The 13,973-nt window shown below is 41.9% G+C and carries 8 protein-coding genes; 2 read left to right on the plus strand and 6 right to left on the minus strand.

Annotated elements, in window-relative coordinates; genetic code table 11:
- On the plus strand, window positions 1-1,055 hold a 1,055-nt coding region (locus tag L3V43_RS22095), incomplete at its 5' end, for an alpha/beta fold hydrolase (protein WP_237117407.1).
- A gap of 642 nt (window positions 1,056-1,697) precedes the next feature.
- Here the strand turns inward: L3V43_RS22095 and L3V43_RS22100 are convergent.
- From L3V43_RS22100 to L3V43_RS22125, 6 genes are all read right to left on the minus strand, one after another.
- The gene (locus tag L3V43_RS22100; protein ID WP_237117406.1) at window positions 1,698-4,154 is read right to left on the minus strand and encodes an ABC transporter permease; all 2,457 of its coding nucleotides are present in this window, start codon (window positions 4,152-4,154) and stop codon (window positions 1,698-1,700) included.
- A gap of 93 nt (window positions 4,155-4,247) precedes the next feature.
- Entirely contained in the window at window positions 4,248-4,973 is a 726-nt protein-coding gene (locus L3V43_RS22105; protein WP_010607883.1) for an ABC transporter ATP-binding protein, read from the minus strand.
- A gap of 19 nt (window positions 4,974-4,992) precedes the next feature.
- Window positions 4,993-6,246 (minus strand): HlyD family efflux transporter periplasmic adaptor subunit, encoded by a 1,254-nt coding sequence (locus tag L3V43_RS22110; protein WP_102055872.1) that lies wholly within the window; start codon window positions 6,244-6,246, stop codon window positions 4,993-4,995.
- 348 nt (window positions 6,247-6,594) lie between these two features.
- A complete protein-coding gene (locus L3V43_RS22115) occupies window positions 6,595-7,683 on the minus strand; it encodes an ATP-binding protein (protein WP_227387611.1) in 1,089 nt (362 codons plus the stop codon).
- Window positions 7,684-7,876: 193 nt separating this feature from the next.
- Entirely contained in the window at window positions 7,877-9,238 is a 1,362-nt protein-coding gene (locus L3V43_RS22120; protein WP_102055873.1) for a sigma-54 dependent transcriptional regulator, read from the minus strand.
- Between the two features lie 45 nt (window positions 9,239-9,283).
- Window positions 9,284-11,728 carry an ABC transporter permease gene (locus L3V43_RS22125; RefSeq protein ID WP_227387609.1) on the minus strand — a complete coding sequence of 815 codons (2,445 nt, stop codon included), beginning with the start codon at window positions 11,726-11,728 and terminating at the stop codon, window positions 9,284-9,286.
- A 387-nt stretch (window positions 11,729-12,115) separates the two neighbouring features.
- On the opposite strand from L3V43_RS22125, the gene typA reads away from it, so the two are divergent.
- Window positions 12,116-13,936 (plus strand): translational GTPase TypA, encoded by a 1,821-nt coding sequence (typA, locus tag L3V43_RS22130; protein ID WP_095728606.1) that lies wholly within the window; start codon window positions 12,116-12,118, stop codon window positions 13,934-13,936.
- Window positions 13,937-13,973: the final 37 nt, after the last annotated feature.

The following is a 13,973-nucleotide window of genomic DNA, read 5'->3' on the forward strand; positions in this document are numbered from 1 at the left end:
TTGCAGTGGATGAATGGCCATTGACGGCAAATGGCAAGGTGGATAGACGGGCATTGCCAAGTGCAGATGTGGGTTGTTTGCAAGGGGAATATGTAAGCCCTGAAGGTGATATTGAGCAACAGTTAGCTGGTATTTGGGCACAGCTTTTGGGTATAAAAGCTGCTGATATCAGTGCAACGGCGAACTTCTTTACTCTGGGTGGGCATTCGTTGTTATTGGTAAAACTTTGCAATCAGATCCAAGCTCAGTTAGCTGTTTCTGTGTCTTTTCCAGATTTGTATACTGCACTCTCACTGAGAGAGCAAGCCAACGCAATTCAGAGTAAAAACATAGCAGATAGTAATCACAATTCGCCTTTAGTATTTTTAAACAAAAGTGCAAGTGAAGATAAGTCTGAGTTTTTGGTTGTTGCGATTCCTGGGGTGTTGTCAACACCGAATGATTTTAGGTCTTTCGCTCAGACTCTTGATACACACGGAGTACCATGTATCAGTATTCACCATCCCGGTGTATTCGATGATTGTGAGTCAGTTACTACGATCAAATCACATGGACAGTATATCTTTGACAGCATTAGGCCACAGTTTAAGAATAAACAGATCGTTTTAGTTGGGCATTCTTATGGTGGAGCTCTGGCCCAAGAGGTTGCAGAGTGTATGGGCAGTATTGAGAATCAAATATCGCTTGTTTTGCTGGATAGTTATTTTGCGCAGAGTTCATACAGGATGGATATGGACTCTAGATTAGAAAATATAGCAACGTGGACACAATCACTTAAAGATACAGAGCTTGTTAATAAGTTGAATAGGTTGGCTAAGTGGCAGTCGGAAGCGTTTTTCTCATATAGCCCTGATCAGATCTGGGACAAAGAGGTGCTAATGATGTTCGCGGAGGGTTCATCGATCGAGTCATGCAATTATATTGAGCTATCAAAGCAGTGGTTTAGTGGTCCTGTAACAGTTGAAATGGTACCGGGAGGTCATAAATCCATGCTGGAAAGTCCTAACGTTGAGCAAGTCAGTCATGGCTTGTTACGTTATCTCGGTATTCAATAACTACTAGACGTAGATGAATCAGTTGTAGAAATGAGCTGGGCTCCATACTGTTATGGGGCCCATTTTTATTTATCGGTCTAACATCAATCACGCTAATTCTCCAACTAATTGGAACGAAAATACGATATCTCCACGCTTAAAAAAGTTCATTTATTTAACCTCGGGGTAAGAAGTAAGTTAATCCACTAAATCACTAAGTTCAAAAGCGTAATATCACTCTAGCCAGAAGTTATTTCTTAAATGCAAGGCAAATTTGTGCGTCAAAAGCTGGCCTATTGCAAGAAAATTTAACGCAGTAGTAAGGGATAACAGCTGCTAGAGAACAAGTTGTTATCCCAAGCTCAGGTTATTTAATGTAATCAACACTTGTACAAGCTAAAACTGGCACAGCATAATTAGCCTAACAGCAAGGTAAAGATACTAATCAATGGCATTGATGCGAGAGGCCATCACACTGCGCTTAATTCATCAATTTTCGTATAAGTTGCTTGACTGCAAATTCTGCGTTCTGGCTAAAATTCACTTAGGTGGATTACATCTCGTAGCGTGTTAATTAATAGCTTTTTTAGAATGTTTATTGAGGGAAAGCAGAACTCGGAATAATAGTTTCTCAATCCGAGTTCTGGGTGCTTAGATGGGCAGTTATTGATCTCGTAGGGAATAAATTGCCGGTCTTCTGATAATCCCCCAAACAGCAAGTGTGGATGTAAACGCAGTTACTGCAATAATAGTAACTATTGGTAATATTAATCCTGTTGTTGAAAGAGCGAATGTGAAACGGGTTGAAGTTATCCACACTGCAACGCCTGAAACTATGATTGCAGCTCCAATTAGCGCGAGTATGATGACCTTAAAGTTCTCTAAGATCACACCTTTCACAATAGTAAGTGGTGACGCTCCAATAGCCATACGAACCCCGAGTTCAAATTTTCTCATGCTAATTCCATAACTTAATACGCCATATATACCAATCACGGCGATTGAAAGTGTCACTATTGCCAAAGCTAGAGATGCCCAACTAGCGATGTAATGAAGCGCAAGAGAATTTGCTAATTGTGATTCAAGTGGTTGAATATCCGAGACTCGCCACGTGGGTGTGGTCTTCGCGATAATACTATTTATAAATTGGGGAGTAAGCTGCTGGTTTGAATCTACTTCTATGATAAAAGAAGGAGCGTAACGCTCGATATTATCTACAGCCCACATTTTGGCTGAGTTATTTTGTTCCGGTAGGTTTAGATCTTCGGTGACGGCAATAATTTCATATTGAATTGTACGGCGTCCATTTAACCAGTAATAACGCTCACCAACTACATCGCCACCCGGCTTTAACTTATTGGCAAACTCTTTATTTACAATGAGGTAAGGAGAGCGATTATACACGTCTTCTCGAGTAAAATTGCGACCTTGGAGAATGTCTAACTGTAACGTTGGTATATACGCTTCATCAATTAAGTTGCCAGAGACAGAATACTGATTCTCAAACCCAGAGTCTGGGCTTAAGAAAGTACTAATACCAAACTCGACAGGCGTACCTGTAGTTAAGCTTGCAGATACAACTCTAGGGTTGGCTCTTATCTCGCTTACAATATCAAGTAGTTGTTGTCTTCTCGTACTATAATATGAATCTCTTTCAGCGCGACTTGGCCTTGGTTCGAAAAGCTGATTCAATTCCACTTGGTAACGATCTTTACTTACGAAATTGGGAGCCTGGCTTAGCAATGACCATGAGTTTATAAAGATTTGAAAGCAAGAAATCAGTAATAAACTAGCAAGAAAGATCTGACTGAAAATTAGTGCTGAACGGGTACTTGATTTCACTTGGATGCTGGTACCTTTACCACTACTTTGTATTTGAGAGTTTAGTTTACTGAAGTTAATTTTGGCACTGATAAGCCAAGCACCTAGCCAAGCTAATAATGCTGAAAGAGTTAAACAAAATATGACTGACGGCACATTAGTTGTTAAGCGTGCAACACTAGGTAAGCTGTCTGTTGCAATTAATTTTAATAGGTAATAGCACAGCTCCGATACACCCAATGCTAAAATTGCTGATAAGAGAGTTAATGTCGCAAGCTCAATAAAAATGCCTCGAACGATCTGTTTTCGTTGAGCGCCTAAAGCCGCTTTTATGGACATAGTCCGCTGCTGATTTACTGCTCTTGCGAGCACTAAATTGGCGATATTGGCACAAGCGATTAGCGTCAAACAAAATGCACCAACTAATAACCAAATTGTTCTTGATGCACTGTCGCCATGGATTTTTTCTTTTAATGGTTTTAGCTCCAAAGTGATAGTCATATCATTAAAAAATGAACGACCTGCAGTTTCTGCTTTAAAACGCCCGTTATATTTATTTGTCAGTTGGTGATTCAGCTTCGCGATATCTTCATCCGCTAAAATTTTAGTTAAAATGTGTCTGTTTGGGCCTGTCAATCCCCATTGCTGAGCATCTCGTCGATAGGATGGAAGGTAATCCCATGGAAGCCAAATACTTGTTAGTCTGCCTGGAGTATATAGCTCTGGCTCAGGTGTATTCTCTGAAAGTACGCCAATAATTCTGAAGTTAACTTGATCTATCTGGAACGTTTTTCCCAAAACCTGTGGATCTGCGCCAAAGTACGTTTGCCAAGAGTGGTAAGAAAGCACCGCTACAGGTGATATACTATCGATACCTTCTTCATCAGAAAAACCACGACCAAGCTCGAAATTGAAACCCAAAAGGGGCATAAACTCTGGAGTGGTGTAAGCAACATTCACCCGAGGGGTATCGGCACGGCTTCGTATTACTTCTTCACCATAGGCAAAAAGTGCAGTTTGAATGTGATCTGATTTTTCGTTTTTATACGCCTCGACCAAAATTGGCATTGGGGTGTAGTCTTCAAATTCAATTTTATCTTTTATGTAGTGGTTTGTCTTAGAGACATATAATTTCTCACTATCATGGTATGGCAGGGGGGCTGCGAGAATCTGGAAGTTTAAGTTGAACATGGCAATAAGCGTGCCCAAAGTAATTCCAAGAGTTATAATTATAGTAAGGGTAAATATTTTTGCTTTGCTAAGAGAGTATAAGCATGATTGGATCTCTTGTTTCAACATGTTGAGCTCCTCACCGGCTGTGTGACGAGCAAAATTGGCAATTCGAAGTGCGGTTCGTACATTTTAAGCTTCCTTGTGTATTCTTATGGTTATTTAGCTAGCCAACGGCTCCGAATGCTTTTCAGTGCTCTGTTCTTGAGGAGTTAAAATCTTGCCATCTAATAGGTGCAGCTTTCGTGTTGCCATATCTGCATACCTAGGATCATGCGTAACCATGCACAATGTGGTGCCTTCTAAATTTAGCGCTTTGAGCATATCCATCACGGCATCACCGTTCTTTGAGTCAAGGTTACCAGTCGGCTCATCTACAAGCAGTAACGCAGGGTTGCCAACCAAAGCGCGGGCTATAGCAATACGTTGTTGCTGTCCGCCTGAAAGTTGATTAGGGCGGTGGCTAGCTCTATGGCCCATGTCTACTTTTGTAAGGCAGCTGGTAACCGCTTGTGTGATCTCAACCTCGGTCATTGGCTCTTTGCGATAACGCAATGGAAGTGCAATATTTTCAAATACGGTCAGTTCATCTATCAGATTAAATGATTGAAATATAAAGCCAACCTTTTGGTTCCGTATATGTGCAGCTTCACTCAAGCTTAATTTACTTACTTCTATTCCCTCAACCTGATAACTTCCATCTGTAGGCGTATCTAGTAACCCCAATATGGAAAGGAGAGTTGATTTACCACAACCTGATGGACCGCATATTGAGACGAAATCACCCTTATATATTTCGAGGTCTATTCCTCTCAGCGCGTGCGTTTCCATTTCCTCTGTGCTAAACACCTTAGTGATGCCTGACATTTTCAATATTGCTTCTTTCATAGTTTGTTATCCTATTAAATTACTGAATTATTCTTATTTTCTGCGCTGTTTTGAAAGAGGTGGTATCGGAGAGAATAACTTGTTGGTCTAAGCCAATACCTTCCTCTATTTGAATATAGTTGCCAGCGTCAATACCGAATGAAACAGATGTTGAGTTGGCATACTCTCCTGCACTATCTAAAACGAAAATAGATTGTTGGGTGTGGGGATGAGTATTACTAGGGCGCTCGACGTATAACACGTCCTGTAATGAATGTGTCATGATTGTTGCGTCCACGTTGAGTTCTGGTCTTGCAGATTCTGGTACGGCATCGTTGAAGGTGAGCTCGACTTCGATTGTCCCTTCCTGTACTTGAGGGCTGATCCTAGTAACAGTTGCTTGCACTTTCTCACGTCTAGTGTTTACAACCGCAGGTTGACCCACTCGTATTTGCTCGGCTTTAGATTGTGAAACACGAACAAGTGCTTGAAGATCTGCGCTACTACCTACTTGCGCTAGCTCTTGGCCAGCCACAACACTTTGTCCTAGTTCTACAGCCAATCGTTGTAAAACACCTTCAGTTCCAGCGCGAACGGTGAGCTTAGCTTCTCTTTCTATAAGTCGTGCGAGAATGGAATTAGCTTGATTTATTAATTCCTGTGAAATAGTTAAGTCTTCTTTATGCAGTAACTTTAACTGCTCTATACGCTGATGTTGTAACTTTACACGTTCAGCAAGCTGCCTTTCTTCAAGTTCTGCGGTTTTTACCTCAATTGCAGGTACAACTCCCTGATCTCTGAGCTCCTGCTGTGCTTCGCGGCGCATAGCTAGAGACTGATGCTCACTTTTTAATTCCGCTAACGTCGCAGCTTCCATGAGAAGCTCTCGTTGGTTTGCGAGTTTTTGTCGGCGGAAGTTGGCTTTTTGTCTGTTTAATTCCATTTCTGCGCTGGCTAGCTGCTGCGTCAGGTCTGGATCCTGCATCTTTAAAATAATGGTGTCAGGTAGTACTTCACCGCCGGGGCGCACTAATATTTCATTTACTGTTGCGGGGTCTTGTGCGGTAATTAGTTTTTGCTTATTTGAGCGAAGTACACCATAGCCTGTCACTTCAACGTCAAGGTTACCGCGCTGTACATTGCCAATGATAATTGAATGCCTTTCAAGCTTAGTACTGGTCTGATCTGAAAGTTTCCCTATCATGAACCAAATAGATACAAGTACCACAGGAATGCTTATGAGTATAAACAGTTTACGTAATGGCTTAGCTTGTTTCTTTTTTATTACATCCACCTTTAGTTGCCTTTTTTATCGGATTGATAACTTGATGTAAGCAAACAGTGTGCCACTTGTATCTTGTTGTTTTGTTTGTTGTTTTATTTTTATTTGGATAAGTAAAGTCCGGTTCTGGACTATGCGGATGAGTAAATCGGACCAGCAATTTGTGGAACAAGAATGGCGCTATTTATTATGAAATGAGGCATGGCATAACTGTTTTTCTGCCTTGACCTCCATACTGCGTTATCGCTTATTTATGGGGAACAACCACACTACATAGGCTCAGTCTTGCCTAAATACCACACAGGCTGCTGCAAATTTAACCTTGAAAGGCCAACAGACCCTAATTTTCCGATGTTTAGATTAACTAAGTGGTACTGGAATGAGCACTTGGCAAAGAGCTCCAGGCCTATCAGAGCGGTTGGTTAAGCTGATGGATCCGGACATATGCTCAACGAAGTAACGACTGATATAGAGCCCGATACCTTCGCCCTTTTGTTTTGTAGAATAAAATGGAACAAAAAGGTTATCGCTATTAGCTACACCGCTTCCTTCATCTAAAACTTCAAAAACAGCGGTATTGTTGGTGGTATACAACCGAAGTGTTATTTTTGAGTCTCTCGGGCTAGCTTCTATGGCATTTTTAACAATATTAATAATCACTTGTTTAAACAGGGTTGGATCAACGTGAAAGTAAACGGGAGAAAGCTCTACTTGCCACTGTTGGTCCGGAAACATACCTTGTACCATTTTTATGAGATCAGTGCCCGATAGGCGCTGGATCGTCACTGTTATTGGTTGGTTTAATTGTGTGTACTTTTGAATAAAGTCCTGTAAGTGAAAACAGCGCTCTAAGACAATATCGAAAGCTTGGCTATCTCTAGGATCGTTGATGCGTGTTTGCAACCTTTCTAATAAGGCAGTTACTGGTGTAAGTGAGTTACGTATTTCATGGCTAATGACACGAATCAAGCGTTGCCAAGCCTGTAGCTCTTGATTTCGCAATGCATGTTGTATATCTATACAAATAACGAGATGATAAGTGTGTTCTTGGTTTGTAAATGTACTGTGTCTAACTTGCCAGCGCTTGTTGAGTCCAAGGTCAACAAAGTGCCACTGTGGCGTATTACTTAGCCCAAGCGATTCAGGGCGACTATAGCGTAAAGTTTGCCATGGTTTTTGGAATAATTGGTAGCACTCTTCATTGCCAAAACAAAGTTGCATGCGTTGATCAAAGATCAGTATGGGGGTATTCAACACACTGATAAGCTCAGCGACCAAAAACGATTGGACATCTTCATCCGTTTTTTCACTTTGCAACATGTCAGAGAGCGCATTCAGTTGGTTGTGCAATTGCGCGACAACACCCGAAGAAAATGTGGGCTTAGCTCTTAGGCTAAAATCACGTTTTAACCATGCTTCGACTTGATAACCGCAGCGTTCAAAAGACAATTTACAACGATTGTAGAGCTGTCTTACCAGCAAGCCTTGACACAGAATAAAAATGACAATTATTAGTAGTGAATATAAAGTTATGGATGCCGAAATGTGCACGTCTAAGTGCCAACTCAAAACGCAAATGCCTACAATTTCAAGTACTACCAGCAGTAAAAACTTTACTACAAAATACCGAGCTAACGGTTCTTTAGTTAAGCTCATATTTCTCAAGGCGTCGGTAGAGTGCTTGTTTAGTAATACCCAGTAATTCAGCCGCTTGTTGTTTATTTCCTGCCGTATTATTCAAAGCTTGTGTGATTAATTGTTGTTCCGCTTGTTCTAATGTGATCAGAGGTAATGCTTCTGAATGATTTTGTGTAAGCTGCGATGGTGTGCTCATATGTAATTGCTCCGGCCCTATTTCATCTGTTTGAGCTAATAGAACTGCTCGCTCTAGTAAGTGCCCCAGCTCTCTAGTATTTCCTGGCCAGTCATAAAGTTTTAATTGATTGAGTGCTGCGGGAGTGAGGCTACATTCATTTTTCCCGTATCGGTTACCGTGGGTTTTTATAAAATGCTCTGCCAATAATTCTATATCCTCAGGCCGCGTTCTCAATGGAGGAATTTCTATGGTAAAAGTATTGATTCTATAGAAGAGATCTTGGCGAAACTCAGCTTGTGATATTAGCTGTTCAAGCTTTGCATTAGTGGCACTAATTAGCCTTACATTAGCCACTTCAGTAGTGCTTGAGCCAACAGGTTCATATTCTCTGGATTCTAATACCCGAAGTAACTTGCTTTGTTGCGCTAGAGGCAGGGTACCAATCTCATCTAAAAACAAAGTACCAAGATTCGCGAGTTTAAATCGTCCTGCACGGTCTGATTTAGCATCCGTAAATGCACCTTTTGTATGTCCAAAAAGCTCGCTCTCAAAGAGTTGCTCTGGGATTGTCGCCATATTGACAGAAATAAACGGATGCGTTGAACGGTGTGAGTGCTGATGGATCCACTGGGCTATAAGGCTCTTACCTACACCATTTTCCCCAGTCAGTAGAATATTAGCATCAGTAGGGGCCATCACTTCAAGCTGCTCCATGAGCTGCTTCATTGTTTTACTACGCCAAAGTACGGGTTTAGCATCTCCAGCTAGCGCGTGCTGAAGCCCTTGATTTTTATTAGTTAAATCACTGAGCTGTAGCTGATACCGGATTACTTGTTCGAAACGTTGATTTTTCCATGGCTTTTCTAAGAAATCAGCAGCGCCTAATTGCATAGCTTGCACAACAAGCTCTGTATGTGACCAGGCTGTCATTGCTACAATAGGTGTCGTATTGCCAAGCTGCTGCTGCTGTCTTAAAAACTTTAAACCCTCCTGCCCCGATGTTGAATCTAGTTCAAAGTTCATATCGAGCAAGATTAACTTAGGCTTATTCTGTGCTAGAAAAGTCAGTGCTTGTACTGGATTTTCAACTTCCTCGACAGCTAAGCCTAAATCTTCTAATACAAATCGTGCGGCCAACCTAACTTCTCTATTATCTTCTACTAGCAATATTAGTGGTTTAACGCTCACAGCAAGCTTCCTTGATTTATTATTATCATACCATCAACAGCAGCATTACTCTCCGCGAAGCGAGTGTAATGCTGGGCGGGTAATAATACTTTTTAAGGATAGTAGCGCAACACCAACGACTAGAATAACGACTAAAGTGAAAGAAACTAACCAATGGATAGCGCTATTTATTGTAACAGGTACAAGCGTATCCTGAAGCATCGAAATACTCAATAATACCAAGATTGAGGTGCATACGGCAGCTAGAATAGGTCGTAAATTATCCTTTAACACGAGTGAAAATATGGCAATAGGTGTTGCGCCTAATGACATTCTGACACCTAGCTCAAAGCGTCGTAATGCCATATTGTATTTACATACACCATAGATACCAAGCGCAGCGAGTGCAAGTGCAATCACAGAAAGTGTTAAGGTGAAGATACTGATTACACGTTCTTGCTGTAAATGTGCCGCTAGAAGCTCAGTTGTAGATTGGAAGTTGTAAACGCGCATCTGAGGGTGAATACGTGTTAATACTTGATTGATTTCCGCTCTGCTAATTGTAGAGTGAGGCTTGGTTTGAATTAAAATGAAAGGGTAACCTGTCGGTATTGCTGGTGTAAAAACTCTCGCGATGTGCAGCTGTTTAGGAAGATAGATATCATCAACGACACCCACCACTTCTAAACTCTCATGACTATTACGTGGGTATAATTTTGCACCTAGTACTTGTCCCTGTTCTTTCAGTCGTTTAGCGAGTGTTTGATTTACAATAACGACAGGATCACTATTAATGGCTTCTTTCATGGTAAAGGATCTCCCACTGGTAAGTTTAGCACCAAAGGTGTCGAAGTAAGTTGACGTACCAGTCGTGCGTTGATACTCAAAAGCATTCTTTTCTATTCCCGGTTCAAGTTGCATCTGGCGGTCAGAAAAACCAGGCAACCAGTAGGAAATTGGCGGGTAACCCCCAATACCAGCTGTTGCGACGTGGGGTAGCTTCGCCAATGAGTCAACGGCAGATAGGAGTAATTGTTGACGCTCTTCCCGACTCATTTGTTCTAATAGAGTGCCTAAGTTAAGCGCGACTTGATAGGTATTTTGTTCCCTAATCCCTGTATCACGTTGTAAGTTTTGCCAGCTTGTTTGGAATATCCCAATGCAAATAGTGAGGAGTGAAAGACAGATAAATAACTGAAACGAGATTAGTAAAGTGCGAGTCGTTGCGGAGATTTGAACGCTGGTTCCTTTACCACTACTTTGCAGTTGCTGAACAATATGGCGGTAGTTAAGTTGCCGGCTTACTATCCAAGAAAGGAGTAAGCACACCGTAATACTGACTAAGAAGGCAAATGCAATAGTATGCATCTCTAGATTGAGTTCTTGTAGGCGTGCTAATGGGCCAGCTACTCCTGACTTTAGCAGCTCGATGATCCCTTCGGCAATGAACAGCGACAATGCTGCGGCTGTTATAAACAGCAGTCCTAGCTCTATTGCAATATGCAAAAATAGGTGATTTGGTTTTGCACCCAAAGCGGCCTGAATAGCAAAGCTCTTTTGTTGCTCTGCTGCACGTGATAGCACTAAACTACAAATATTACTCAATGCTATTAACAGCAATACAAGGCTCCCTAACAACATCATAATACTCACTTGCGATGCTTCACCGATAATACGATGTTTAACGGGGATAAATTTGAGATGTACTTTACTGTTGGCAAATGCTTGTTCACCAGCAGTTTGTTGTTGTAGTTGTTCGTTGAGCCAGTTTTCAAGAGACAGCTTTGCGCGACGTGCATGTTGCACATCATGTAACTTTAGCAATTGATATGTCTGGATATTATTCCTTTGCCATGTCGGAGCTGGTGAATCATTGTAGTCATAGCTAATCCATACATCAGTATACCAGTTGGGTGTTGATAATACGGGTTCAATAAATTGCTTATCAGTAACACCTACTATTTTAAAACTAACGCCTTTGAATACGAGCGTTTTATCTAAAATATCAGGGTTACCACCGAAGTAACGCTTCCATACTTGGTATGAAACGATTGCAACGGGTTGCTGACTACCGACCCCTTCATCAGCACTAAAGTAGCGCCCCAATGCCAGTGGCGCATTGAGTAATGGCATAAACTCAGGGGTAATAGCACCGATGTTAAATGTAGGACTGCTCGGTAAACTTTGTTCAACATCAATACTAATATTCTGAATGGCCATGATTTCGATATCAGAGAATTGTGTTTGTTTGTTATATGCCTCTAAACTCCCCGCATGAGGAATAAAGTTGCTCTGTTTCACCTCATTATGGTCATCAACTAGTTCACCACGCATTAGCATTAGGCGTTCAGAATCAGGATAGGGAAGTGGAGCTGCGAGAAGTTGATAATTTAGATTATACATTGATACCAATGCGCCTAGCGTCATTGCTAGAGTGAGCGTGATTGTTAACGCATAACTAATGTGGCATTGAAGTCTTTGCCAGGCCATTTTAATAGAATGTATTACCATTTTTACCCCAAATCCGCTCACGATATCCGTCTGTATTCTGTAACAGACATGTCACTCAAATAGAACAAGGTCAGCAACGCGTATGCCAGAATTTATCTTTTTGATAAATATAGAATTTACATTTTTACTGCAATCATTTAGTCCATTATCGGACGATAAAAGACCATAAATGGACTGTGACTGCGCTTAGACTGCGGTGATCCGATACTCTGCCATTGATTTATGAGTTTCTGATGAGGATTATTGAAAAAAATGTTGGATAAACTTTCATCTGTCACATTAATAGTAGATAATACGCGACCTTTAATTCTCAATCGGGCAATCTCAACGCGCATTTTTGCGTAGATCGACTAGGATCACTGAGGGCCAACTTCACTGAGTAATAATATGAGCATCGAAAAGTTAAGAAATATCGCGATTATCGCGCACGTAGACCACGGTAAAACAACGCTTGTAGACAAGCTACTTGAGCAATCAGGTACACTACAGCAGCGCGGTGGTAATGAAGAGCGAGTGATGGACTCAAACGATCTTGAAAGAGAGCGTGGTATCACCATCCTTGCAAAAAATACCGCAATCAAGTGGAACGACTACCGTATCAATATCGTAGATACTCCAGGACACGCCGACTTCGGTGGTGAAGTAGAACGTGTTCTTTCGATGGCTGACTCAGTATTACTACTAGTTGACGCGCAAGAAGGTCCGATGCCACAAACGCGTTTCGTAACGCAAAAGGCGTTTGCTCAGGGTCTTAAGCCAATTGTTGTAATCAACAAAATCGACAAGCCGGGCGCTCGTCCTGATTGGGTAATGGACCAAGTTTTTGACCTATTCGATAACTTAGGTGCAACTGACGAACAGCTAGATTTTAAAGTGATCTACGCATCAGCAATCAACGGTTGGGCAACACTTGATCTTGATGAACCGTCTGACAACATGGAACCAATGTTCCAAGCTATCGTAGACGAAGTTGAAGCGCCTAACGCGGATCCTGAAGGTCCGTTCCAGATGCAAATTTCTCAGCTTGATTACAACTCATATGTTGGTGTTATCGGTGTTGGTCGTATCAAGCGTGGTTCAGTTAAACCTAACCAACAAGTGACTATTGTCGGTGCTGATGGTAAGACACGTAATGGTAAAGTTGGCCAGGTACTTGGTTATTTAGGCCTTGACCGTCACGAAGTTGAGCAAGCAACGGCTGGTGATATTATCGCAATTACAGGTCTTGGTGAGCTGAAAATCTCTGACACTATCTGTTGTCAGAATAATGTCGAAGCACTACCACCATTGTCTGTTGATGAACCAACAGTAACAATGACTTTCTCTGTGAACACGTCTCCATTCTCAGGCCAAGAAGGTAAATACGTAACCTCACGTAACATTCTTGAGCGTCTAGAAGCTGAGCTTGTGCACAACGTTGCACTACGTGTTGAAGAAACAGATAACCCAGATAGCTTCCGTGTATCTGGTCGTGGTGAACTTCACTTAGGTATTCTTATCGAGAACATGCGTCGTGAAGGCTACGAGATTGCAGTATCTCGTCCAGAAGTAATCTTGCGCCATGTTGATGGTCAGCTGGAAGAACCGTACGAAACAGTGACTATTGACTGTCAAGAAGAACACCAAGGCTCTATCATGGAACAGCTTGGTCTGCGTAAAGCGGAAATGACTGACATGTCTCCTGACGGCAAAGGTCGTGTACGCATGGACTTCATGATGCCTGCGCGTGGTCTAATCGGATTCCAAACTGAATTTATGACGTTAACATCTGGCTCTGGTTTGATGTACCACACGTTCTCACATTACGGCCCACACAAAGGCGGTAACATCGGTCAGCGTAAAAATGGTGTACTAATCGCTAACGCAGCAGGTAAAGCGCTAACAAACGCACTATTCAACCTACAAGAGCGTGGTCGCCTATTTATTGGTCACGGTGTTGAAGTGTACGAAGGTATGGTTATTGGTATTCACAGCCGTGATAACGACCTAACGGTAAACGCGCTTAAAGGTAAGCAGTTAACAAACGTACGTGCATCTGGTACTGATGAAGCACAAAACCTTGTGCCACCTGTTGTTATGTCTTTAGAGCAAGCGCTTGAGTTCATCGATGACGACGAGCTAGTAGAAGTAACGCCTGAAAGCATCCGTATTCGTAAGAAATTACTGACTGAAAGCGAGCGTAAACGCGCTAGCCGCCAAGCTAAGTAACCTGAGCTTGGGATAACAAGTTATCTCGAAGCAGGCT

The organism is Pseudoalteromonas sp. L23 (genome assembly GCF_021728455.1).
Classification (GTDB): domain Bacteria; phylum Pseudomonadota; class Gammaproteobacteria; order Enterobacterales; family Alteromonadaceae; genus Pseudoalteromonas.

Coding starts and splice junctions, on each gene's coding strand:
- L3V43_RS22125 (WP_227387609.1), bottom strand. CDS start 11,728: ATGGTAATACATTCTATTAAAATGGCCTGGCAAAGACTTCAATGCCAC.
- typA (WP_095728606.1), top strand. CDS start 12,116: ATGAGCATCGAAAAGTTAAGAAATATCGCGATTATCGCGCACGTAGAC.
- L3V43_RS22105 (WP_010607883.1), bottom strand. CDS start 4,973: ATGAAAGAAGCAATATTGAAAATGTCAGGCATCACTAAGGTGTTTAGC.
- L3V43_RS22100 (WP_237117406.1), bottom strand. CDS start 4,154: ATGTTGAAACAAGAGATCCAATCATGCTTATACTCTCTTAGCAAAGCA.